The organism is Streptomyces glomeratus (assembly GCF_021462825.1).
Lineage (GTDB): Bacteria > Actinomycetota > Actinomycetes > Streptomycetales > Streptomycetaceae > Streptomyces > Streptomyces glomeratus.
On sequence record NZ_JAKEEB010000006.1, the window covers coordinates 193,207 to 215,880 of the forward strand.

Sequence of the window (22,674 nt, forward strand, 5' to 3'; positions counted from 1 at the left end):
TCTTCCGCCCGCCCCTCTTTATGTTCGCGCGGCTTCCCGCGGACCCGTCGTAACCTGGCCATCATGAAACAGTGCACGCACGCCGACACGCTGCCGCACCCCGAGCCCGGACCCCGCAGCGAGACCTGCCTGGAGTGCCTCGCCGCCGGCACGCACCCGGTGCAACTGCGGCTGTGTCTGGAGTGCGGGCACGTGGGCTGCTGCGACTCCTCGCCCCTGAGACACGCGACGGCGCACTACAAGGAGAGCGGCCACCCGGTGATGCGTACCTTCGAGCCGGGTGAGAACTGGCGCTGGTGCTTCGTGGACCATGTACTCGTGTGACCCTGGATCCGGACGGTTCGACGGTGTGACGTATGGGTACGTCAAACCGGCGCGCCCTCTTCCCCATTGGTGCCCGCAGACCTCTAGCCACTGTGCGTATACGTAGGTTTACTATGAGTGACAGCAAGGGGCCGGGGTCGCGGGGACAGCAGAGCCGGTAGCGCGGTAGCGTCACCGCTGAACCACGTAGGGCGTTACCCCGGGGGGCGACCCTCGGCCCTGAAAGAGCTTGTACCACCTTGGAGGTGAGGGTGTCCCAGATTGCAGGCGAGCCCGCGACCCAGGACTTCGTTGAAGTCCGGCTTCCGGCAGCGGGTGCCTACCTGTCGGTGCTGCGCACGGCCACCGCCGGTCTCGCGGCCCGTTTGGACTTCACCCTCGACGAGATCGAGGACCTGCGCATCGCGGTCGACGAGGCCTGCGCGATCCTGCTGCAGCAGGCCGTGCCCGGCTCGGTGCTCAGCTGTGTCTTCCGGCTCATCGACGACTCGCTCGAGGTCACGGTCGCCGCGCCGACCACGGACGGTCACGCACCGTCACGGGACACCTTCGCCTGGACCGTTCTGTCGGCCCTGGCCGGCAAGGTCTCCTCCGCGGTCGCCGACGACAAGACCGTGTCCATCAGCCTCTACAAACAGCGCGGCGCGGGACCCGGGCCGGCGTGACGAACGGGGACGGGCCGGTGCGGGACGAAGAGCGCGACACACGGGAGCTTTCCGCCGGTACCGCCGGCGACCCGAACGGGTCGCGGCGGATGGCGGGCGGCGTGGACGGCATCCCCGAGCAGGCCCGCCCGCATCCGGAGGACGACGCCTCGGCGGTCGCGGCACCCGCGCAGGCGGGGGCGGCAGCCGGGACCAAGGAGCCGTTCTCCCGACGGGGTCGCGGACGACGGGATCCGGACGGTGCCACGCTGAGCACGTCCTCTGGAGGAAGTGGGGCCTCCCCCGCTCGAGCAGAACCGAGAGCGCGGGGAAGGGTGACGGGCGGGACGATGAGCGAGCACGAGCGAAACGCCGAGCAGAGCGTGCCGGGCGGCGCGCAGCACGAGCCGCAGGACCGCAGCGGGGCGCGGTCGCTGTTCGTCGAGCTGCGCACGCTGAAAGAGGGCAGCCCGGAATACGCGGAGCTGCGCAATCAGCTGGTCCGGATGCATCTGCCGCTCGTCGAGCACCTTGCGCGCCGCTTCCGCAACCGCGGCGAGCCGCTGGACGATCTGACCCAGGTCGCCACCATCGGCCTGATCAAGTCGGTTGACCGCTTCGACCCGGACCGCGGCGTCGAGTTCTCGACGTACGCGACCCCGACGGTCGTCGGCGAGATCAAGCGGCACTTCCGTGACAAGGGTTGGGCGGTGCGGGTGCCGCGGCGCCTGCAGGAGCTGCGCCTGGCCCTGACGACGGCCACGGCCGAGCTGTCCCAGCTGCACGGCCGCTCCCCGACGGTCCACGAGCTGGCCGAGAAGCTGGCCATCTCGGAGGAGGAGGTCCTGGAGGGCCTGGAGTCCGCCAACGCGTACTCGACGCTGTCCCTGGACGTCCCCGACACGGACGACGAGTCCCCGGCGGTCGCGGACACGCTCGGCGCGGAGGACGAGGCGCTGGAGGGGGTGGAGTACCGCGAGTCGCTGAAGCCGCTGCTCGAGGATCTTCCGCCACGAGAGAAGCGGATCCTGCTTCTCCGCTTCTTCGGCAATATGACGCAGTCGCAGATCGCGCAGGAGGTCGGCATCTCGCAGATGCATGTCTCGCGCCTGCTGGCCCGGACCCTGGCACAGCTGCGGGAGAAGCTCCTGGTCGAGGAGTGACGAAGGGCGACCGGATCCCGGTCGCCCTGGAGTTCCCCCGCCGACGGCCCGTGCCGTCGGCCGTGCGCCTGCTTCTGAGCCCTTGTGTGCGTGCGCCTACTTCTGGTCCTGTACGTTCCCGGGCCCCCGGATGCCCAGCGCCCGTGTGGTCGCCGGGTTCACGAGCAGCACCAGGGCCGCCACCGCGACGACCGCGAGCGCGATGCCGCCCGGGATCGCGAGGCTGTCGGCCTGGAGCAGCGTGTACGCCACCGGCAGCGCCATGATCTGCGTGATGACCGCGGGCCCCCGGCTCCAGCTGCGCCGCAGCAGCAGACCGCGCGCGGCCAGCAGGGGCAGCAGCGCGAGCACGATCAGGGTGATACCGCCGGTGACGGCCTGCCGGCGGTCGTCCGGCGAGCCCGTGAGCCCCAGGACGAGCATCCACGCACCGCCCACGACGAGGGCGAGGCCCTCCAGGGCGGCGAGTGCGGCCGCGACCGTCAGCCGTACGGGACGGGGCTCGGCGTCGGGGGCCGGGGAGGTGGGGTTCTGCTCAGCGCTCACCCCTGAAGGGTAGCCCTCGCCCGGGAGCCGGCCCGGCGAGGCGTGCGAAGGGGCGGCACGGCCTCCGTACCTCCGGGGCGGCTTCCCTGCCCTGTGCTCAAGGCCACTCCCCTTCCTCTTACCGGTTCCCTACCTCGGCCTGGGACGAGTACCGCCGAGTAGGTACGCTGCAATCCATGCGTGCACTTCTCGTGGTCAATCCGGCGGCAACCACCACAAGCGCACGCACCCGTGACGTCCTGATCCACGCGCTGGCGAGCGAGATGAAGCTCGAGGCGGTCACCACCGAGTACCGGGGGCATGCCCGGGACCTCGGCCGTCAGGCCGCGGAGAGCGAGGACATCGAGCTGGTCGTGGCCCTCGGCGGCGACGGCACGGTCAACGAGGTCGTCAACGGTCTGCTGCACCACGGTCCCGACCCCGGCCGGCTCCCCCGCCTCGCCGTGGTGCCCGGCGGCTCGACCAATGTCTTCGCCCGCGCGCTCGGCCTTCCCAACGACGCCGTGGAGGCCACCGGCGCGATCCTGGACGCGCTGCGCGAGGGCCGCGAGCGCACGGTCGGCCTCGGTCTGGCCGCGGGCACCCCGGGCACGGAAGACGAGGCGGTGCCCTCCCGCTGGTTCACCTTCAACGCCGGTCTGGGTTTCGACGCGGGCGTGGTGGGCCGGGTCGAACAGCAGCGGGAGCGGGGCAGGCGCTCCACCCATGCGCTGTATCTGCGCCAAGTGCTGCGTCAGTTTCTGGACGAACCTCATCGCAGGCACGGAACGATCACTCTGGAGCGGCCCGGCGAGGAACCGGTCGAGGATCTCGTCCTGTCCATAATCTGCAATGCGGCGCCGTGGACGTTTCTCGGCAATCGTCCGGTGTACGCGTCCCCTAAGGCATCGTTCGACACCGGACTCGACGTACTCGGTCTCAGCCGCCTGTCGACGGCCGCGGTTGCCCGTTATGCAACCCAGTTGCTCACTTCGTCCCCCGAGCGCGGACCCCAGGGCAAGCACGTGGTCTCCCTGCACGACCTGAGTGGCTTCACCTTGCATTCGAAGGTGCCGCTGCCCCTTCAGATGGACGGGGACCACCTGGGACTGCGGACCAGCGTGACGTTCACAGGCGTACGCCGTGCACTGCGTGTGATTGTGTGAGCAGAAGAGGCCAAAGTCCTTTCACTCGAACGTTTAGGCCAGGATCCACCCCTTGGAAGTACGGCTGTGACCTAGTCGACACCAAGGAATCAAAAAAAACTTTCCGGAAGGGGTTGTATCCGCCGCTGAGGTTTGCGAGTCTCTACGTGGCGCTCGGGGCGGCCCGCACGATCGGCCCCCACAGAGAGCCAGAACCCCTCCTCACACCAAGGACCACGTCAGTGAGTCTGACGATCGGCCCTTCACTTGTTGAGGGATTCGTGAAAGCGTTCACATTCACAAGCACGAAATACCAAGAGAGGTAGCAGCCATGGACTGGCGTCACAACGCCGTTTGCCGCGAGGAAGACCCCGAGCTCTTCTTCCCCATCGGCAACACCGGTCCTGCGCTGCTGCAGATCGAGGAAGCCAAGGCCGTCTGCCGTCGCTGCCCGGTTATCGAGCAGTGCCTGCAGTGGGCGCTCGAGTCCGGCCAGGACTCCGGCGTCTGGGGTGGTCTCAGCGAGGACGAGCGCCGCGCCATGAAGCGCCGCGCCGCCCGCAACCGGGCCCGTCAGGCCTCCGCCTGACACACCCACCCCGTACGAGCCTGAGCTTGGCGGCGCGCACAGCGAGTGCGCATCTCCCGCCCCCGAGCCGCAGCGCGCAGTACCCCCGGTGCGCAGCAATAGCTGGCAACTGAGCTTTAGCCCCGGACCACTTGTGGTCCGGGGCTCATTGCTGTTCCGGTGACCGTCCGAGCGGCCCGCCGGGGTCACGCGTGGGCGCGGACCGGGATGTCCAGGATGACCCGCGTGCCCCGCCCGGGGGCCGGGACCATGTCGAACGTGCCGCCCAACTCCCCCTCCACCAGGGTCCGTACGATCTGCAGACCGAGGTTGCCCGCGGTCTGCGGGTCGAAGCCCTCGGGCAGGCCGACCCCGTCGTCCTGGACGGTGACGAGGAGCCGGGCCTCCTTGGTCGTGCCGCCACGGACCGCCGAGACCTCGACCGTACCGGTGTCGCCCTCACGAAAGCCGTGTTCCAGGGCGTTCTGCAGGATTTCGGTCAGCACCATCGAGAGCGGGGTCGCGACCTCGGCCTCCAGGATGCCGAAGCGGCCGCTGCGCCGGCCGGTGACCTTGCCGGGCGAGATCTCGGCCACCATCGCCAGCACCCGGTCGGCGATCTCGTCGAACTCCACCCGCTCGTCCAGGTTCTGAGACAGCGTCTCATGCACGATGGCGATGGAGCCGACCCGCCGCACGGCCTCCTCCAGGGCCTCCCGTCCCCGCTCGGACCCGATGCGGCGGGCCTGGAGGCGAAGCAGGGCGGCCACCGTCTGGAGGTTGTTCTTCACCCGGTGGTGGATCTCCCGGATGGTCGCGTCCTTGGTTATCAACTCCCGCTCGCGGCGACGCAGTTCGGTGACGTCCCGGAGCAGGACGAGCGAGCCGATCCGGGTGCCCTTGGGCTTGAGGGGGATCGCGCGGAACTGGATCACCCCGTCGTTGGCCTCGATCTCGAACTCGCGCGGCGCCCAGCCGCTGGCGACCTTGGCGAGCGCCTCGTCCACCGGGCCCCGGGTGGGGGCGAGTTCCGCGGTGGTGTGGCCCAGGTGCTGGCCGACCAGATCGGAGGCGAGCCCGAGGCGGTGGTACGCCGACAGGGCGTTCGGGGACGCGTACTGGACGAGGCCGTCCGCGTCGAGGCGGATGAGCCCGTCACCGACGCGCGGCGACGCGTCCATGTCGACCTGCTGGTCGGGGAACGGGAAGGCGCCGGCCGCGATCATCTGCGCCAGGTCGGAGGCGCTCTGGAGGTAGGTGAGCTCCAGGCGGCTCGGGGTACGCACGGTGAGCAGGTTGGTGTTGCGCGCGATCACGCCGAGGACGCGTCCCTCGCGTCGTACGGGGATGGACTCGACCCGGACCGGGACCTCCTCACGCCACTCGGGGTCGCCCTCGCGCACGATCCGGCCCTCGTCCAGGGCGGCGTCCAGCATGGGCCGGCGGCCGCGCGGGACGAGGTGGCCGACCATGTCGTCCTGGTAGGAGGTGGGGCCGGTGTTGGGCCGCATCTGGGCGACCGAAACGTATCGGGTGCCGTCGCGCGTGGGCACCCACAGGACGAGGTCGGCGAAGGAGAGGTCGGACAGCAGCTGCCACTCCGACACCAGCAGATGGAGCCACTCCAGGTCGGAGTCGCTGAGGGCGGTGTGCTGGCGGACCAGTTCGTTCATGGAGGGCACGTCTGCGAGGGTACCCGGGAGCTGCGACAACGATCGAAATCAGCCAGGAGGACGGCACCGCCCCCGCGTACCGGCCCGTCTCATCCCGGGCGAACGGCCCCGAAAACACCCGCGGGCCGCGGCGCCTGGGAGGGACCCTCAACCCTCCCGGCACCGCAGCCCGGAGCAGCAACGGCCGCGGGGTGTGCGGTCCCGGTCGGCCGAAGGTCGAGGAGCCGGAGCAGTCAGGGCAGAGAGCGCCGGTTCCTCGGTCCGTCTTCCTGTGCGGGGAAGACGGAGGTGTGTGCGAGCTGTTTCGCTCGTGCTGTTCTCGCTCGCGCGACGAGAACACTTTACGTGCTGTGCCTGCGCTTTTGGACTAGACCATGTGTTCCTGGACCATGGTGCTGGGTCCGGGGCGCGCGTGTCCATGCGCCGGGAGGCGTTTGTTGTTGTCTCTTTATCGGACATCCATCGACGTTCCCACCGCAGAGTAGCGGCCTTCGGCCGGTGCGGGTGCCGGATTACCGTTGTGTGATCCTCAGCGCGTCTCCGTCACGCCCCCAGGGTGCCCGGCACGGCGGGTTGCCGGCCGTCTCCGCGCCGGAGGACGACCCGCAGGAGAAGAGCAGGGGTACCCGGCATGAAGAACCGGGGAATCCGGGCGGCGGGCCCCTGTCCAGAGGGGGCGATTCTGCTAGATTGGTCTATACCACATGTGTGTCCTCGCGTGTGCGCCCTCGGTCCCCACGCGAGCCCTCTCCAGATCGGCAGGCCCAGCGTGGAAGTTGTCATCGTTCCGGACGCCAAGGCGGGCGGCGAACTCATCGCCGAGGCCATGGCACAGTTGCTCGAACGCAAGCCCGCGGCCCTGCTCGGCGTGGCCACCGGGTCGACGCCACTGCCCGTCTACGAGGCGCTGGCGGCCAGGGTGCGCTCCGGCGCCGTCGACGTCTCCCGGGCGCGGATCGCCCAGCTCGACGAGTACGTGGGCCTGCCGGCCGACCACCCGGAGTCGTACCGCTCGGTGCTGGGCCGCGAGGTGCTCCAGCCGCTCGGTATCGGCATGGAGGCGTTCATGGGGCCCGACGGCACGGCCGAGGACGTGCGGGCGGCGTGCGCCGCGTACGACGCGGCGCTGGCCGAGGCCGGCGGGGTGGACCTCCAGCTGCTGGGGATCGGGACCGACGGGCACATCGGGTTCAACGAGCCGTGCTCCTCGCTCGCCTCGCGGACCCGGATCAAGACCCTGACCCAGCAGACCCGGATCGACAACGCGCGTTTCTTCGACGGCGACATCGACCAGGTTCCGCACCACGTCATCACCCAGGGCATAGGGACCATCCTGGAGGCGCGGCACCTGGTGCTCCTCGCGACCGGCGAGGGCAAGGCGGACGCGGTCGCCGCGACCGTCGAGGGTCCGGTGGCCGCGGTCTGCCCGGCCTCCGCGCTCCAGCTCCACCCGCATGCCACCGTCGTCGTGGACGAGGCCGCCGCATCCAAGCTGAAGCTCGCCGACTACTTCCGCCACACCTACGCCAACAAGCCCGACTGGCAGGGCATCTAAGGGCCGGCGCCCGGTCCCGGGCGGGTACGGGCGCCTTCCCGCTGCCCGCCGCGGCGGGGTGCCCGGTGTCACACGCCGGCGATGACCTCCGCCGCGGCCCGTCCGCAGACCCGCGCCGCGCCGTGCGTGGCGATGTGCAGGGCGCCCCGGGGCGCGGCCTGCGGGACGCCCATCTCGACCACCACGGTGTCGGGGCGCCGCGCGAGGATCACGTCGAGGGCCCCCGCCATCCACGGATGACGGTGCTCGTCGCGGACCACCGCCACGATCCGCCGCTCCCGGGCGGCCTCCAGCACCGCCCGTGCCGCCTCCTCCCCCGCGAAGCAGCCGGTCTCCGTGCCCGGGAGCATGCGGACCAGCTCCGCGGCCACACCCCACGGGGTGTCGTCGCCCACCGCGATGTTCGCGACCGGCGTGAGGGCGGCGACGTACGGCGGCTCGGTGAGCGGGGTGAACTCCTCCGCCCCGGTGACGGTCACCGCGCGCCGGGCCGCCAGCAGACCGATGTCGGCCCCGGTGTCCGGCCGCGCGGCGGCGCCCTGCGCTCGAGCCGCTGTCGTCCACCGCGCCAGCGCCCGTACCCGCCCGGCCGCCTCGGCCAGCCGCTCCTCGGCCAGCTCTCCCGAGCGCACCGCCGTGACCAGGGCATCGCGCAGACGTCGTACCGTCTCCTCGTCCGCGAGACCGCCGCCCACGCAGATGGCGTCCGCGCCCGCCGCGAGGGCCAGGACGCTGCCGCGCTCGATGCCGTAGGTCCCGGCGATCGCCCGCATCTCCATGCCGTCGGTGACGATCAGGCCGTCGTAGCCGAGTTCACCGCGGAGCAGGCCGGTCAGGACGCGCCGGGACAGCGTGGCGGGGCGGTCCGGGTCCAGGGCCGGGACCAGGATGTGCGCGCTCATGATCGCGCGTGTGCCGGCCTCGATCGCCGCCCGGAACGGGGCCAGTTCGCGCTCCTGGAGCACCGGCGCGGACACGTCGATGCGCGGCAGCGCGTGATGGGAGTCGACCGCGGTGTCGCCGTGCCCCGGGAAGTGCTTGGTGCAGGCGGCGACGCCCGCGGACTGCAGACCGCCGACGTAGGCCGCCGTGTGACGGGCGACCAGATCGGTGCCGGCGCCGAAGGAGCGCACGCCGATCACCGGGTTCGCGGGGTCGGAGTTGATGTCGGCGGAGGGAGCCCAGTTGAGGTTCACCCCGCAGGCGGCGAGCCGGTGGCCCAGCTCGACGGCGACCTGCCGGGTCAGCTCCACGTCGTCCACCGCGCCCAGCGCATGGTTGCCGGGGAAGGAGGAGCCCGTCCCCACCTCCAGGCGGGTGACGTCACCGCCCTCCTCGTCGATCGCCACGAGCACGTCCTCGCGTTCGGCGCGCAACTGGGCCGTCAGCGCGGCGAGCTGCTGCGGGGAGGCGATGTTCCGGCCGAACAGTCCCACGGACGCCAGTCCTTCGCCGAGGCGGCGCAGCAGCCAGTCGGGTGCCGTGGTGCCGGTGAAGCCGGGCTGGAGGACCGTCAGCGCGTCGCGGGCGAGGCTGTCCTTCTCCGAGTTGGACTCGGTGGTACCGCTGGCGAATGTCGTCATCGGGTGGCGTTATCCCTTCACTGCGCCCGCGGTCAGGCCCGCGGCCATCTTGCGCTGGACGAGGAGGAACAGGACGACGATCGGCACGGCCATCATCGTGGCTCCGGCCATCATCGGGGCGTATTCGGTGCCGTGTTTGGTGGTGAAGTTGCCGAGCCACACGGTCGCGGTCTGGTGCTCCTGGCTGAGCAGCATCAGGGCGTAGAGGTACTCGTTCCAGGCCTGGATGAAGCCGTAGACGGAGGTGGCGACCAGGCCGGGGGCCAGCAGCGGGAAGACGACGCGGAGGAAGGCGCCGGTGCGGGAGCAGCCGTCGACCATGGCGGCCTCCTCCAGTTCCCTCGGGATGTTGACGATGAAGCCGCGCAGTGTCCACACCGTGAAGGGGAGGATGAACGTCAGGTACGTGATGACGAGGCCGGTCAGCCTGTCGTACTGACCGAGGTCGTTGAGCAGCAGGAAGACCGGGATGATCATGGCGACCAGCGGGACCATCTGCACGGCCAGGATGCCCACGATCACGATCTTGCGGCCGCGGAAGGCGAAGCGTGAGATGGCGAGCGCGGCCAGCGTGCCGACGACCACGCCGATCACGACGACCGTCAGTGACACGGTCAGGCTGCGGCCGACCGGGCCCCAGAAGTCGGCGATGTCCAGAGCCCGGCGGAAGTTGGCGAGCGTGATGCCGGTGGGCAGCAGACTGGGGTCCGGGTCGATGGCGTCCTTGGCGGGCTTGAACGCCGTGTCGAGCATCCAGTAGAGGGGAAAACCGGCGACGACGAAGACGAGGAGGCCGAGGATGTTCCAGCCGAGCCTCGGCCTTCGGCGGCCGGAGGGGACGAGGGCGCTCATTCGACCTCTCCGATCTTCAGCATCTGGCGCATGTAGACGGCGACCACGCCGAGCAGCAGCAGCACGGTGATCAGGGCGATGGCCGCCCCCTGCGCGTAGTCGTTGACGACGAAGGCGCGGTCGTAGGAATAGGTGTTGAGGACCTGGAACTCCGCCTCGGGGTGACCGCCCCGCATCACGAACACCTGCGGGAAGACGCCCATGTCCCAGATCACCGACAGGGTCGTGAGCATCACGATGACCGGCCTCAGAACCGGCAGGGTGACATAGCGGAAGACACCCCACGAACCGGCGCCGTCCAGTCGCGCCGCCTCCTGCAGCTCCTTCGGCACCTGGGTCAGGCCCGCGCTGAGCGTGATGACGACGAAGGGCACCGCTCCCCACACCACCAGCAGCATGATCACGGCCAGTCCCTGCGGTCCGGACGCGAACCAGTTGTGGCCGATCATCTCGACCCCGGGCAGCTTGCTCAGCAGCGCGTTGAAGACGCCGTAGTCCGAGTCGAAGAGCCACTTGAAGACGGTGGTGGCCACGATGACGGGCATGCCCCAGCTGGCCACCAGCACGATGTTGATCAGGGTCCGGAGCCAGCCGGAGACCCGCTGGAGCAGCAGCGCGAGCGCCATGCCCGCGACCATCGTGAAGATCACGGAGCCGGCGGCGAAGACGACCGTGCGCAGGACGACGGCCCGGAATTCGCCGTCGCCGAGCACCTTGGAGAAGTTGTCGAACCCCACCGACTCGGCCGGCTGGAACCCCCACAGCTGGGACTGGCCGAACTTCTGGAAGGAGAGGGTGACCAGGCGGACCAGCGGATAGCCCATCACCAGGGCGAGGACCAGCAGACAGGGCGCGAGCAGCAGCCAGGGGGCCGCAGCGCCGTTCGCCGTCCGCTTTCCGCGCGGCCGGTCCGGGACGACGGGTGGCGGCGCCGGCCGCGGCGGCGGCACCTTGGCGGGGGTGGTCGTGTCTGCGGCACTCATCGCGCGCTCCTCAGCGGTCCCTCGGGTCGAACGGGACGCAGGGCCCCGGCCTCCGGACACCCCGGGGCGACAGGGCCCTGCGCTCAGGTCACTTGGTGTTGATGACCTTGTCGATCGCGGCGTCCGCGTCCTTCGCGGCGGCCTCGACGGACTTCTTGCCGGTGCCGATGTCCTGCAGCATGGTCTGCAGGATCTGCGCCTTCTCGACCTGGCCCCAGCCCGGTGCCATCGGGACGAACCAGTTGGACTCGGCCGCGGTGGCGGGGACCGCCGTCGCCGGGTCGTTCTTCAGCGTGGCGAGGTCCGTCTTGTTGTTCGGCAGGTTGCCCTTGGCGATCAAGCCCTTCTGGCCCTCGGAGCCGGTGAACGCGTTGATCCACTCGGCGGCCAGCGCCTGCGCGTTCGACTTCACCGGGACGGCGAGGTCCGAACCACCCAGGAACACCGGGATGTTCTTGCCGGACGGGCCCGGCATCACGAAGTTCTCGAGGTTGTTCTTGAGCTTGCCGGTCTTGTCGTTCTTCGGGTCGGCCGCGGTCGCGCCCTCCCAGGCGGCGGCGAAGATCATGGCGGACTTGCCCTGGCCGTAGACGATGTAGCGGTCGGACTCGTCCTTGGTCTTGTCGCCGTGCATATAGGTGTCGACGACGTGCTTGAACTCGGTGAGGCCCTTGACGGACTCGGGCGAGGAGAGGGAGGCCTTCCACTGGCCGCCCTCCTCCTTGGCGATGGAGCCGCCCGCGTCGTAGACGAAGGACATGGCCGCGTACCAGTCGCGGGTCGGCTGGTACCAGGCGCTGAACTTGCCGCCCTCCTTCTTCTGGATCCTGTCCAGGTCGGAGGTCAGCTCCTGGTACGTCTTCGGGGGCGTCTTGATGCCGGCGGAAGCGGCGATGTCCTTGCGCCAGTTGGCGACGCGGCCGCCGGCGTAGTAGGGCACGCCGTACGTCTTGCCCTCGTAGGTGACGGAGGTCTTGAGGCCGTCCAGCCACTGGCCGGAGTTGTCGAACTTGGCCGGGTCCACCTCGGCGAAGGCGCCCTTGACCATGTAGCCGAGCATCTCGGTGTTGCCCATCTCGACCACGTCGGGCACCTTGTCGGTGGCGAGGACCGCGTCGAGCTTGGTGTTCTTGTCCGGCCAGCCGTAGTACTCGTGCTTGATCTTGAGGCCGGGGTGCTTCTTGGTCAGGGAGTCGTCGGCGGCCTTCACCAGCGCGGGCCAGTTGTTCTGGGCGTCGACCGTCAGCCAGACGGTGAGTTCCTTGGCGTCCGCCCCCTTGTCCGAACTTCCGGACTTGCCCCCACTGCCCCCGCACGCCGCGATGGAGACCATCATGCCCGCGATTCCGATCGCGGCTGTCAGCTTGCGCTTCACGCCATCCTCCTCAGGATGCCACCAACCCCCCTTGTCCCCGCGGCGACCGATGACGAGTAGCGCCCGTGGGGCCGGGACCTGGACCAATGGTGTAGACCAGTACGGGGAGCTTGGCCCAGACCAATAGGCGTGTCAAGGGAGTTCGCCGTGGTCCGGGCGTCCGTTATGGGACCTACATATGCAAGGACCTTTAAGTAGGAACCCAGCAAAAAGGGCAGGCCAGTGAAGGGCCGCCCGACTGGACCACTTCGGTGCGGTGGACTAGACCAGCGGGAGTGCCGACGGTATACAGAGGGGACCCCGGCCGCGTGACGGGGATCGCGGACCGTGCGGGGCATTCCCCCCGCGAAGCCGTGCCACGATGTGAGCCGTGACCGACGGAGTGCCGGTCACTTCGGCATCCGGAGCCGGGAAGGCAGACCATGAGCACCGACGTCAGCAGTGCGGAGAGCGAGGGCGGGGCGACCGTCCGCACCGCGCGCGTGCCCAAGTACTACCGTCTGAAGAAGCATCTGCTGGACATGACGGAGACGCTCCCGCCCGGGACGCCGGTGCCGCCCGAGCGCACGCTGGCCGCGGAGTTCGACACCTCGCGCACGACCGTGCGCCAGGCCCTTCAGGAGCTGGTCGTCGAGGGCCGGCTCGAGCGCATCCAGGGCAAGGGCACCTTCGTCGCCAAGCCGAAGGTCTCCCAGGCGCTCCAGCTCACCTCGTACACGGAGGACATGCGCGCCCAGGGCCTCGAACCGACCTCGCAGCTGCTGGACATCGGCTACATCACGGCCGACGACACCCTCGCCGGGCTGCTCGACATCTCGGCGGGCGGCCGGGTGCTGCGCATCGAGCGACTGCGGCTGGCCAGCGGCGAGCCGATGGCGATCGAGACGACGCATCTGTCCGCCAAGCGCTTCCCGGCGCTGCGCCGCTCGCTGGTCAAGTACACCTCCCTCTACACGGCGCTGGCGGAGGTCTACGACGTCCACCTCGCGGAGGCGGAGGAGACCATCGAAACCTCGCTGGCCACCCCGCGCGAGGCGGGCCTGCTCGGCACGGACGTCGGCCTGCCGATGCTGATGCTCTCCCGGCACTCGCTGGACCGGCAGGGCAAGCCCGTGGAGTGGGTGCGGTCGGTGTACCGAGGGGACCGGTACAAGTTCGTGGCACGGCTCAAGAGGCCGCAGGAGTGAGTCACTCCCGAGCATTTCCTCGCTGCTGAGGCGGATATCCGGACGAGGTCTTCCGCTTCAGGGATGCCGTCACCTAGATTGCCTGCGCATTACACAGGTGAACAGTGAGGGGACGGAGCCAGCAGATGTCAGATCAGTCGGATGTGACTAGAGCGGCGAGGGTGACGCCCGTGCGTGTCGTCATCGCCCTCTGCCTTGTAGCACCCTTCGTCGCGATGCTGTGGGTCGGCTCCTACGCCAAGACCGATCCGGCGTTCGTCGGAATCCCTTTCTTCTACTGGTACCAGATGCTGTGGGTGCTGGTCTCCACCGCGCTGACCATGGTGGCGTACCAGCTGTGGCAGCGTGACCAGCGCGCCCGCGCCGGCCGCGAGGGGGGTGCGTCGCAGTGAAGGACGGAGTGAACGGCGTCGCGCTCGGCGTCTTCGTCTTCTTCTTCCTGGCCGTCACCGTCGTGGGCTTCCTCGCGGCGCGCTGGCGCAAGGCCGAGAACGAGCACAGCCTCGACGAATGGGGTCTCGGCGGACGGTCGTTCGGCACCTGGATCACCTGGTTCCTGCTCGGCGGGGACCTGTACACGGCGTACACCTTCGTGGCCGTACCGGCCGCGATCTACGCGGCAGGCGCGGCGGGCTTCTTCGCGGTGCCCTACACGATCCTCGTCTACCCGCTGATCTTCACCTTCCTGCCTCGGCTGTGGTCGGTCTCCCACCGGCACGGATACGTCACGACCTCGGACTTCGTGCGCGGCCGCTTCGGCTCCAAGGGGCTGTCGCTGGCGGTGGCGGTCACCGGCATCCTGGCGACGATGCCGTACATCGCGCTCCAACTGGTGGGCATCCAGGCCGTGCTGGACGTGATGGGCGTGGGCGGCGGCGAGAACACCAACTGGTTCGTCAAGGACCTTCCGCTGCTGATCGCCTTCGGCGTGCTGGCCGCGTACACGTACTCGTCGGGTCTGCGGGCGCCCGCGCTGATCGCGTTCGTGAAGGACACCCTGATCTACATCGTGATCGCTGTGGCGATCATCTACATCCCGATCAAGCTGGGCGGCTTCGACGACATCTTCGCCAAGGCGGGCCATGCGTTCGCGCAGACGAACCCGTTGACGGGGAAGCCGCGCGGCGCCCTCGCACCTCCGGAAGCCGGCCAGTGGACGTATGCGACGCTCGCGCTGGGCTCCGCGCTCGCGCTGTTCATGTACCCGCACTCGATCACGGCGACGCTGTCCTCGCGCAGCCGTGAGGTGATCCGCCGCAACACCACGATCCTGCCGCTGTACTCGCTGATGCTCGGCCTGCTGGCGCTGCTGGGCTTCATGGCGATCGCGGCGGGCGTGAAGGTGCAGAACGGGCAGCTTGCCATCCCACAGCTGTTCGAGAACATGTTCCCGGACTGGTTCGCCGGTGTGGCGTTCGCGGCGATCGGCATCGGGGCGCTGGTTCCGGCGGCGATCATGTCCATCGCGGCCGCCAACCTCTTCACCCGCAACATCTACAAGGACTTCATCAAGCCGGACGCCACACCGAAGGAGGAGACCCGGGTCTCCAAGATCGTGTCGCTGCTGGTGAAGGTGGGCGCCCTGGTCTTCGTCCTGACGATGGACAAGACGGTCGCCATCAACTTCCAGCTGCTCGGCGGCATCTGGATCCTGCAGACCTTCCCGGCCCTCGTCGGCGGCCTGTTCACCCGCTGGTTCCACCGCTGGGCGCTGCTCGCGGGCTGGGCGGTCGGCATGGTGTACGGCACGCTCGCCGCGTACGGTGTCGCGTCTCCGACCCAGCAGCACTTCGGGGGCTCGGCGAAGGAGATCCCGGGCATCGGGGAGATCGGCTACATCGGTCTGACGGCGTTCGTGCTGAACGTACTGGTCACGGTGGTCCTGACCTTCGTCCTGAAGGCCGTGAAGGCCCCCGAGGGCATCGACGAGACCAGGCCGGACGACTACACGGCGGACGCGGGCGACCCGGGGGTGCAGGTGGAACTGCCCCCGGCCACGGCTGGTACGTCCCACTAGGGCACACGGAGCCGGGCGGGCCGTCGGAGCGATCCGGCGGCCCGTTGTCGTACCCGTCGGGCACACTCGGCCCCATGGACATCACCATCCGGCAGGCACTGCCCGCGGACTACGCGGCCCTCGGCGAGATCACCGCCCGGGCCTACCTCCAGGACGGGCTGCTGGACTTCGGGGAGAGCGACGCCTACCTCGGCGAGCTGCGAGACGTGGCCAAGCGGGCGGCCGCCGCGGAGGTGCTGGTCGCCGTGGAGGGCGGCAGGGTTCTCGGCGGGGTCACCTTCGTCCCGGCGGCCGGGCCCATGGCCGACATCGCCGGTCCCGGCGAGGCCGAGATACGGATGCTCGCCGTCGACCACGCGGCCCGCGGCCGCGGCGCCGGCGAGTCGCTCGTACGCGCCTGTATCGACCGAGCACGCTCCACCGGGGGCTGCACCCGCATCGTCCTGTCCACCCAGCGCACCATGCACACCGCCCACCGCATCTACGAGCGCCTCGGTTTCGTTCGTACACCCGAGCGGGACTGGAATCCGATCCCACACCTGGACGACCTCCACCTCCTGGCCTACGAGTTGACCCTCTGAAACCGCAGCGACACAACATCTGGGGGTGACACCAGGGCCCGGCACTAGATGTATGCTCATCCTCGCTGTCGCCACAGGGGAATCCGGTGCGAATCCGGAACTGTCCCGCAACGGTGTACTTGCGTGTATCCGCACGCCTGTTCAGTCCGAGGACCTGCCGGCAGCGCGCCCGGCCGTCCGGTCCGGGCGCCTTGAGACGTCCGGGCCTCGCGGAGTGGGCCGGTGGACGCGGCGCCGTGCGCGCTCGTGGCTGCCCCCTGCCCTCCGCAAGGCCCCCGCGCCGAGCGAGGGAGAGAGCCCCACGTGACCATCGCGCCAGCCGACCCGGCTTCAGTCAGCGACCTGAAGACCGACGGTCCCGGTGCCGCGCTGCTGCGCACCCTGACCGAGCTGACCGCCGACCTCCCCGACGCCGACCCCGGCCGGGTCGCCGCCGCCGCGCTGCGCGGTCGCTCCGCACAGGCGGACGAGGCGGAACTGCGGGAGCTGGCCACGGAGGCGGCCGCGGGCCTCATCTCCGAGGACCCCGCCTACTCCCGGCTGGCCGCCCGGCTGCTGACGATCGGCATCCGCAACGAAGCCGCCTCCCAGGGCGTCACATCGTTCACCGAGTCCGTCGCCGTCGGCCACCGGGAGGGCCTCATCGCCGACCGGACCGCCGCCTTCGTGCGCCTGCACGCGGGCCGTCTCGACGCCCTCGTCGACCCCGGCGCCGACGACCGCTTCGGTTACTTCGGGCTGCGTACCCTGCACAGCCGCTACCTCCTGCGGCACCCGATCACCCGCAAGGTCATCGAGACGCCCCAGCACTTCCTGTTGCGGGTCGCCGCCGGCCTCGCCGAGGACGACACGCCCCGTGCGGTGGACGAAGTCGCGGCGCTCTACGGGCTCATGAGCCGCCTCGACTACCTTCCCTCCTCCCCCACCCTCTTCAATTCCGGCACCCGGCACCCCCAGATGTCCTCCTGCTACCTCCTCGATTCCCCGAAGGACGAGCTGGACAGCATCTACGACCGCTACCACCAGGTCGCCCGCCTCTCCAAGCACGCCGGCGGCATCGGGCTGTCGTACTCCCGTATCCGCTCCCGCGGTTCGCTGATCCGCGGCACCAACGGGCACTCCAACGGCATCGTCCCCTTCCTGAAGACCCTGGACGCCTCGGTCGCCGCCGTGAACCAGGGCGGGCGGCGCAAGGGCGCGGCCGCCGTCTACCTGGAGACCTGGCACTCCGACATCGAGGAGTTCCTGGAGCTGCGCGACAACACCGGCGAGGACGCCCGCCGTACGCACAACCTCAACCTCGCGCACTGGGTCCCCGACGAGTTCATGCGCCGGGTCGACACCGACGGACAGTGGTCGCTGTTCTCCCCCGCGGACGTGCCGGAGCTGGTCGACCTGTGGGGCGAGGAGTTCGACGCCGCCTACCGCAGGGCGGAGGCGGCGGGGCTGGCGAAGAAGACCCTCCCGGCACGCGAGCTGTACGGCCGCATGATGCGTACCCTCGCGCAGACCGGAAACGGCTGGATGACCTTCAAGGACGCCGCCAACCGCACCGCCAACCAGACGGCCGAGCCCGGCCACGTCATCCACTCCTCCAACCTCTGCACCGAGATCCTGGAGGTCACCGACGACGGGGAGACCGCGGTCTGCAACCTGGGCTCCGTCAACCTCGGCGCGTTCGTCACCGACTCGCACATCGCCTGGGAGCGGCTGGACGAGACGGTCCGCACCGCCGTCACCTTCCTGGACCGCGTGGTCGACATCAACTTCTACCCGACCGAGCAGGCGGGCCGGTCCAACGCCAGGTGGCGGCCGGTGGGCCTCGGTGCGATGGGTCTGCAGGACGTCTTCTTCAAGCTGCGCCTGCCCTTCGACTCGCCCCAGGCCAAGGCCCTGTCCACGCGGATCGCCGAGCGCATCATGCTCGCCGCCTACGAGGCGTCCGCCGACCTCGCCGAGCGCAACGGCCCGCTGCCGGCCTGGGAGAAGACCCGGACCGCCCGCGGCGTGCTGCATCCCGACCACTACGACGTGGAGCCGGCCTGGCCGGAGCGCTGGGCGGCCCTGCGCGAGCGCGTCGCGGCCGTCGGCCTGCGCAACTCGCTGCTTCTCGCGATCGCGCCGACCGCCACGATCGCCTCCATCGCGGGCGCCTACGAGTGCATCGAGCCGCAGGTGTCGAACCTCTTCAAGCGCGAGACGCTGTCGGGCGAGTTCCTCCAGGTCAACTCCTACCTGGTGCGGGACCTGAAGGCGCTGGGCGTATGGGACGCCCGCACCCGTGAGGCGCTGCGCGAAGCCAACGGTTCGGTGCAGGGCTTCGCGTGGATCCCCGAGGACGTACGGGCGCTGTACCGCACGGCCTGGGAGATCCCGCAGCGCGGTCTGATCGACATGGCCGCCGCCCGCACCCCGTTCCTGGACCAGGCCCAGTCCCTGAACCTGTTCATGGAGACGCCGACCATCGGCAAGCTCTCCTCGATGTACGCGTACGCCTGGAAGCAGGGGCTGAAGACGACGTACTACCTGCGTTCCCGTCCGGCGACGAGGATCGCCCGCGCGGCACAGGCGACCGTCCCCGTGCAGCGGGTGGCCGACCCCGACGCCGTCGCCTGCTCCCTTGAGAACCCCGAGTCCTGCGAGGCCTGCCAGTAATGACCAGCACCACCCGCAACGCCAACCTGCTCGACCCCGGCTTCGAGCTGACTCTCCGCCCGATGCGCTACCCGGACTTCTACGAGCGCTACCGGGACGCCATCAAGAACACCTGGACCGTCGAGGAGGTCGACCTCCACTCGGACGTCGCCGACCTGGCGAAGCTCACGCCGGCCGAGCAGCATCTGATCGGCCGCCTGGTGGCCTTCTTCGCGACGGGTGACTCGATCGTCGCGAACAACCTGGTGCTGACGCTGTACAAGCACATCAACTCACCGGAGGCGCGGCTGTACCTGAGCCGTCAGCTCTTCGAGGAGGCCGTGCACGTCCAGTTCTATCTGACGCTGCTGGACACCTACCTGCCCCACCCGGACGACCGCGCGGCGGCCTTCGCGGCCGTGGAGAAGATCCCCTCCATCCGCGAGAAGGCCGAGTTCTGCTTCACATGGATGGACTCGGTGGAGAAGCTGGACCGGCTGGAGACCAAGGCCGACCGACGCCGCTTCCTGCTCAATCTGATCTGCTTCGCCGCGTGCATCGAGGGCCTGTTCTTCTACGGGGCCTTCGCGTACGTCTACTGGTTCCGCAGCCGGGGCCTGCTGCACGGTCTGGCCACCGGAACCAACTGGGTGTTCCGGGACGAGACGATGCACATGTCGTTCGCCTTCGACGTCGTGGACACCGTCCGCAAGGAGGAGCCGGACCTCTTCGACGACACGTTGCAGCAGCAGGTCACCGACATGCTGAGGGAGGCCGTCGCCGCCGAGCTGCAGTTCGCGCGGGACCTGTGCGGTGACGGCCTGCCCGGTATGAACACCGACTCAATGCGGCAGTACCTGGAGTGCGTCGCCGACCAGCGCCTCACGCGCCTCGGCTTCGCCCCGGTGTACGGCTCGGAGAACCCCTTCTCCTTCATGGAGCTCCAGGGTGTTCAGGAGCTGACCAACTTCTTCGAGCGGCGTCCGTCGGCGTACCAGGTGGCGGTGGAGGGCACCGTCGACCTGGACGAGGACTTCTGAGGCTCCGCCGCCCTCGGCTGACTGCCCTGGTCACGGCACCGGCCGGCTGCCGGCGCACGTTCAGTGGCCCCGAGGCCGCCTGAACGTGCGCCTGTCCGGTCACCGCGGCAGCGCCCGCAGCAGCAGCCGGCGCGGCCGCAGCGTGATGCCGATACGGAGCCTCGGGTCGGACCCGGGCCCCTCCTCGAAGCGGTAGGCGGACGCCAGCTCCGCCGCGATCAATGTGAGTTCGGCCATCGAGAAGTGGTCTCCGGGGCACTTCCGGTTGCCGACGCCGAACGGCGTCATCGCGTACTTCGGGACGTCCTTGGCGCGCTCCGGCTGCCAGCGATGGGGGTCGAACCGCTCGGGCCGCTCGTAGGAGCGCGGGTCGCGCTGGATCGCGTAGGGGCTGTACACGACGTCCGCCCCGGCCGGAATGCGGTACCCGCCGAGCCGGGTGTCGGTCACCGCCCGCCGCGTCAATATCCATACAGCGGGGCGCACACGCATTGTCTCGAAGACGACATCGGCGGTGTACGTCAGCTTCCGGACGTCCTCGAATACGACCGGCCTGCCACCCGTCACGGTTTTCACTTCGTCGCGGATCTTGTCGGCCTGTTCCGGGTGATCCGTGAGCACCTGGAGAAGCGACATGACCATGGAGCCCACTGTTTCACTGCCGGCCGTGACTATCGCAACGACCTGGTCGTGAATCTCCTGTTCCCCAATGGGCTCACCGTTGTGGTCCTTCGCCTCCAGCAAAGCCATCAGCAAATCGTTCGGCTTTTGACCGGATGCCCGGCGTGCGGCCACGATCTCATCGACCAGGAGATGCAAATCGGCCAATGACCGGTTGAATGCGCGATTGGCCGGAAGCGGCAGCCGGTACAGCGGTCCGAGCGGTATCACCATGCGCTGGTACATGCCGCTGAAGAGCGTGGCGAGAGCGGCGCAGATCCGTTCGGCCCGCTCGTCCATGTACGTGCCGCCCATCAGACAGCGGGCGGCTATGCGCACCGCGACACGGAACGACTCCGTCGTGACGTCGATGGCCGCGGCGGACCGCCAGCGCTCCGCGAGCGCGCGCGCCTCCTCCACCATGACCGGCCCGTAGCCGGGGACGGCCTCCCGCCTGAAGGCGGGCTGGATGGCCCGCCGCTGACGCTGGTGCAGCGGCCCGGTGCTGGTGGCGACGCCCTCCTTGCCGAGCAGCTCGTCCAGGGACTCCCACAGCGGGCCGCCTATCTCGAAGTCGGTGCTCAGCGCGAGTGCACCGGCGAGCGCCGGGGTGGTGACCGCGTACACCGTCTTCGGCCCGAGCCTCAGCCGGACCACGCCACCGTCCTCCCGCAGCCGGCCCAGAAAGCCGAGCGGGTCGCGGAAGAGCTTCCAGCCATGGCCCAGCAGGGGGACGCCTCCCGCGGCGAGCGGCGGCACGCCCGAAGCCGCCGTCTCCTCGGGCGCCTTCGAACCGACCGATTCCAGGGTCATTTCTCACCTGCCGCTTCATTGTCGACGTACGGGGGTGTCGTGCGGTCGTCCCAGCTGTCGACCATGTAGCGGCCGGATTCGTGGTGGAACCAGTACACGGCACTGAACCAGTTCCGCATGTTTGCGACGATCGCCTTCACAGTGCTGCTCAATTCCTTTCCCTGTACGGTGACACCCGCGAGGGATTCGGCGAACCGCAGCGCCTCCTTTTCGGCGGCGAGGAAATCGGATATGCACCCCTCGACCCGCCGCCGCATTTCTCTGACGGCCTCTTCCAGGGTCATGCCCTCGTGGTGGATGAGACAGATTCCGAGATTGTGGACCTCGTCTCCCGCGATTTCCTTGGGGAGGGAACACAGATCGTTGTACCAGGCGGCGAACTCCTGGCTCAGCAGCGCCGCCCGCCGGTATGCGGGGTGTTTCCGCACGGCGTCGGGCAGTTCGCATCCCGCGCTGGGCTCGAGCAGGTCGGTCCAGATCCAGTGTGCGAAGGTGAGCCGCCTCAGCTCCAGGTAGGCGTCGACGGTCGGGACGGTCCCGCGGGTGCGGTTGCGGAACTCCCGGTCGTACGCCTCGATCACCGCGTGGAAGTGCCGGGCGAAGCGCGCGTTCCACCGCTCGCCGAGGAACGAGTACAGGCGCCCCACGCTGTCCGCGAACCCCGCGACCACGGGGTCCGGGTGGTGCAGATGGTGCCCGGGTGCGTCCAGGGCCGCGTGCAGCGAGAACCTCAGCCTCCGCCAGGCGGCAGGCCGGCGGTGGACGATGTCACGGTCGTGGCGGTCGTCCCAGACGAAGAACCACGCGCTGTAGTCCGCGATCGCCTGCAGGACCTCGTCGGCGGCGTCCAGGTAGTAGCCCGCCATGAGGTCGGTGTAGCACAGTCCGTCGGCATGCTCCTCGACCTTGTGCTCCGGCATGAGCCGCTTTTCGAGCAGCCAGGAACGCGTCTTCTCCTGCAGGCAGGGCCAATACGGGTGCAGACGACGGGGAAACGCGGCCTCGATGACCGGCAGGGCGAGCGCCGGTGGTACCGCAACCGCGGTCGTCGTCGATGAAGTGCTGTGTGGGAAAGCTGGCACGAACAAACCCCTCTCAGCCGCCGGTTGGCGCCGCGCCCCTCCCGCCGTGCCGGGCGCGCGCCGTTGCGTATCCCCGCGCTTTCCATTCAGCACCACAACTGACCGGTCTGGGAACGGATTTGGCTCACCTATCACTGACCGTGCCGAGAATATGCCTTGTGTGACTGAATATGTGTCAGTTCAACTGTGCCCAGGATCGAATGTGCGACGCACACATGAACGACGCCTGGTCGGGGGCGGTGCCCGGCCAGGCGTCGTCGGCCACGGATC

At 69.3% G+C, this 22,674-nt stretch carries 20 protein-coding genes and 1 riboswitch; of the genes, 12 read left to right on the plus strand and 8 right to left on the minus strand.

What is annotated here, in order from left to right; translation table 11 throughout:
• Positions 1–63: 63 nt before the first annotated feature.
• The 3 genes from LZ604_RS09885 (at position 64) to LZ604_RS09895 (ending at position 2,131) form a co-directional block, all read left to right on the plus strand.
• On the plus strand, positions 64–324 hold the full coding sequence (locus LZ604_RS09885) for a UBP-type zinc finger domain-containing protein (protein WP_234514208.1): 261 nt from the start codon (positions 64–66) through the stop codon (positions 322–324).
• Positions 325–575: 251 nt separating this feature from the next.
• Positions 576–989, plus strand: a complete 414-nt coding sequence (locus tag LZ604_RS09890) for an ATP-binding protein (protein ID WP_055492491.1) — start codon at positions 576–578, stop codon at positions 987–989.
• Between the two features lie 17 nt (positions 990–1,006).
• Positions 1,007–2,131, plus strand: a complete 1,125-nt coding sequence (locus LZ604_RS09895) for an RNA polymerase sigma factor SigF (RefSeq protein ID WP_372482122.1) — start codon at positions 1,007–1,009, stop codon at positions 2,129–2,131.
• A gap of 96 nt (positions 2,132–2,227) precedes the next feature.
• On the opposite strand, the gene LZ604_RS09900 is transcribed toward LZ604_RS09895, so the two are convergent.
• Positions 2,228–2,677 (minus strand): hypothetical protein, encoded by a 450-nt coding sequence (locus LZ604_RS09900; protein ID WP_234514211.1) that lies wholly within the window; start codon positions 2,675–2,677, stop codon positions 2,228–2,230.
• A gap of 176 nt (positions 2,678–2,853) precedes the next feature.
• Here LZ604_RS09900 and LZ604_RS09905 point away from each other — a divergent pair, with 176 nt between their 5' ends.
• Together LZ604_RS09905 and LZ604_RS09910 are read left to right on the plus strand one after the other, a co-directional pair.
• Positions 2,854–3,822: a diacylglycerol/lipid kinase family protein gene (locus LZ604_RS09905; RefSeq protein ID WP_234514213.1), complete on the plus strand. Its 969-nt coding sequence runs from the start codon at positions 2,854–2,856 to the stop codon at positions 3,820–3,822.
• 310 nt (positions 3,823–4,132) lie between these two features.
• The gene (locus LZ604_RS09910) at positions 4,133–4,390 is read left to right on the plus strand and encodes a WhiB family transcriptional regulator (protein WP_003992873.1); all 258 of its coding nucleotides are present in this window, start codon (positions 4,133–4,135) and stop codon (positions 4,388–4,390) included.
• Between the two features lie 185 nt (positions 4,391–4,575).
• Here the strand turns inward: LZ604_RS09910 and LZ604_RS09915 are convergent, their stop codons facing one another.
• The gene (locus LZ604_RS09915; protein WP_234514352.1) at positions 4,576–6,042 is read right to left on the minus strand and encodes a sensor histidine kinase; all 1,467 of its coding nucleotides are present in this window, start codon (positions 6,040–6,042) and stop codon (positions 4,576–4,578) included.
• A 769-nt stretch (positions 6,043–6,811) separates the two neighbouring features.
• On the opposite strand from LZ604_RS09915, the gene nagB reads away from it, so the two are divergent.
• On the plus strand, positions 6,812–7,597 hold the full coding sequence (gene nagB / locus LZ604_RS09920; protein ID WP_234514215.1) for a glucosamine-6-phosphate deaminase: 786 nt from the start codon (positions 6,812–6,814) through the stop codon (positions 7,595–7,597).
• Positions 7,598–7,665: 68 nt separating this feature from the next.
• Here the strand turns inward: nagB and LZ604_RS09925 are convergent, their stop codons facing one another.
• The 4 genes from LZ604_RS09925 to LZ604_RS09940 all read right to left on the minus strand — a co-directional run bounded on the left by LZ604_RS09925 (position 7,666) and on the right by LZ604_RS09940 (position 12,390).
• Positions 7,666–9,180, minus strand: coding sequence for a glycoside hydrolase family 3 protein (locus LZ604_RS09925; protein ID WP_234514217.1), 1,515 nt, complete (start codon positions 9,178–9,180; stop codon positions 7,666–7,668).
• A 9-nt stretch (positions 9,181–9,189) separates the two neighbouring features.
• Positions 9,190–10,032, minus strand: a complete 843-nt coding sequence (locus LZ604_RS09930) for a carbohydrate ABC transporter permease (RefSeq protein WP_234514218.1) — start codon at positions 10,030–10,032, stop codon at positions 9,190–9,192.
• Positions 10,029–11,015 (minus strand): carbohydrate ABC transporter permease, encoded by a 987-nt coding sequence (locus tag LZ604_RS09935; protein ID WP_234514219.1) that lies wholly within the window; start codon positions 11,013–11,015, stop codon positions 10,029–10,031. The genes LZ604_RS09930 and LZ604_RS09935 overlap by 4 nt, the downstream gene beginning before the upstream one ends.
• 88 nt (positions 11,016–11,103) lie before the next feature.
• A complete protein-coding gene (locus LZ604_RS09940; protein ID WP_234514220.1) occupies positions 11,104–12,390 on the minus strand; it encodes an extracellular solute-binding protein in 1,287 nt (428 codons plus the stop codon).
• Between the two features lie 422 nt (positions 12,391–12,812).
• Here LZ604_RS09940 and LZ604_RS09945 point away from each other — a divergent pair, with 422 nt between their 5' ends.
• From LZ604_RS09945 to LZ604_RS09970, 6 genes are all read left to right on the plus strand, one after another.
• Positions 12,813–13,577 carry a GntR family transcriptional regulator gene (locus LZ604_RS09945; RefSeq protein ID WP_234514221.1) on the plus strand — a complete coding sequence of 255 codons (765 nt, stop codon included), beginning with the start codon at positions 12,813–12,815 and terminating at the stop codon, positions 13,575–13,577.
• A gap of 125 nt (positions 13,578–13,702) precedes the next feature.
• Positions 13,703–13,969, plus strand: a complete 267-nt coding sequence (locus tag LZ604_RS09950) for a DUF3311 domain-containing protein (RefSeq protein ID WP_234514222.1) — start codon at positions 13,703–13,705, stop codon at positions 13,967–13,969.
• The gene (mctP, locus tag LZ604_RS09955) at positions 13,966–15,594 is read left to right on the plus strand and encodes a monocarboxylate uptake permease MctP (RefSeq protein ID WP_234514223.1); all 1,629 of its coding nucleotides are present in this window, start codon (positions 13,966–13,968) and stop codon (positions 15,592–15,594) included. The genes LZ604_RS09950 and mctP overlap by 4 nt, the downstream gene beginning before the upstream one ends.
• Before the next feature lie 74 nt (positions 15,595–15,668).
• Entirely contained in the window at positions 15,669–16,175 is a 507-nt protein-coding gene (locus tag LZ604_RS09960) for a GNAT family N-acetyltransferase (RefSeq protein WP_234514224.1), read from the plus strand.
• Positions 16,176–16,227: 52 nt separating this feature from the next.
• Positions 16,228–16,351, plus strand: a riboswitch (cobalamin riboswitch).
• Positions 16,352–16,478: 127 nt separating this feature from the next.
• Positions 16,479–18,830: a ribonucleoside-diphosphate reductase subunit alpha gene (locus tag LZ604_RS09965; RefSeq protein WP_234514226.1), complete on the plus strand. Its 2,352-nt coding sequence runs from the start codon at positions 16,479–16,481 to the stop codon at positions 18,828–18,830.
• Positions 18,830–19,849: a ribonucleotide-diphosphate reductase subunit beta gene (locus tag LZ604_RS09970; RefSeq protein WP_234514227.1), complete on the plus strand. Its 1,020-nt coding sequence runs from the start codon at positions 18,830–18,832 to the stop codon at positions 19,847–19,849. Before LZ604_RS09965 ends, LZ604_RS09970 begins: the two co-directional genes overlap by 1 nt.
• A gap of 99 nt (positions 19,850–19,948) precedes the next feature.
• On the opposite strand, the gene LZ604_RS09975 is transcribed toward LZ604_RS09970, so the two are convergent.
• Both LZ604_RS09975 and cyc1 read right to left on the minus strand, forming a co-directional pair.
• Entirely contained in the window at positions 19,949–21,322 is a 1,374-nt protein-coding gene (locus LZ604_RS09975) for a bifunctional albaflavenone monooxygenase/terpene synthase (RefSeq protein WP_234514228.1), read from the minus strand.
• Positions 21,319–22,404, minus strand: coding sequence for an epi-isozizaene synthase (gene cyc1, locus LZ604_RS09980; protein ID WP_234514229.1), 1,086 nt, complete (start codon positions 22,402–22,404; stop codon positions 21,319–21,321). Before cyc1 ends, LZ604_RS09975 begins: the two co-directional genes overlap by 4 nt.
• Between the last annotated feature and the right edge of the window lie 270 nt (positions 22,405–22,674).

What these genes read in the sequence shown, in the direction of transcription:
- LZ604_RS09975 (WP_234514228.1), bottom strand. Translation starts at nt 21,322, where the DNA reads ATGACCCTGGAATCGGTCGGTTCGAAGGCGCCCGAGGAGACGGCGGCT.
- LZ604_RS09915 (WP_234514352.1), bottom strand. Translation starts at nt 6,042, where the DNA reads ATGAACGAACTGGTCCGCCAGCACACCGCCCTCAGCGACTCCGACCTG.
- LZ604_RS09950 (WP_234514222.1), top strand. Translation starts at nt 13,703, where the DNA reads ATGTCAGATCAGTCGGATGTGACTAGAGCGGCGAGGGTGACGCCCGTG.
- LZ604_RS09905 (WP_234514213.1), top strand. Translation starts at nt 2,854, where the DNA reads ATGCGTGCACTTCTCGTGGTCAATCCGGCGGCAACCACCACAAGCGCA.
- LZ604_RS09970 (WP_234514227.1), top strand. Translation starts at nt 18,830, where the DNA reads ATGACCAGCACCACCCGCAACGCCAACCTGCTCGACCCCGGCTTCGAG.
- LZ604_RS09885 (WP_234514208.1), top strand. Translation starts at nt 64, where the DNA reads ATGAAACAGTGCACGCACGCCGACACGCTGCCGCACCCCGAGCCCGGA.
- LZ604_RS09945 (WP_234514221.1), top strand. Translation starts at nt 12,813, where the DNA reads ATGAGCACCGACGTCAGCAGTGCGGAGAGCGAGGGCGGGGCGACCGTC.
- LZ604_RS09935 (WP_234514219.1), bottom strand. Translation starts at nt 11,015, where the DNA reads ATGAGTGCCGCAGACACGACCACCCCCGCCAAGGTGCCGCCGCCGCGG.
- LZ604_RS09910 (WP_003992873.1), top strand. Translation starts at nt 4,133, where the DNA reads ATGGACTGGCGTCACAACGCCGTTTGCCGCGAGGAAGACCCCGAGCTC.
- LZ604_RS09925 (WP_234514217.1), bottom strand. Translation starts at nt 9,180, where the DNA reads ATGACGACATTCGCCAGCGGTACCACCGAGTCCAACTCGGAGAAGGAC.
- LZ604_RS09960 (WP_234514224.1), top strand. Translation starts at nt 15,669, where the DNA reads ATGGACATCACCATCCGGCAGGCACTGCCCGCGGACTACGCGGCCCTC.
- LZ604_RS09930 (WP_234514218.1), bottom strand. Translation starts at nt 10,032, where the DNA reads ATGAGCGCCCTCGTCCCCTCCGGCCGCCGAAGGCCGAGGCTCGGCTGG.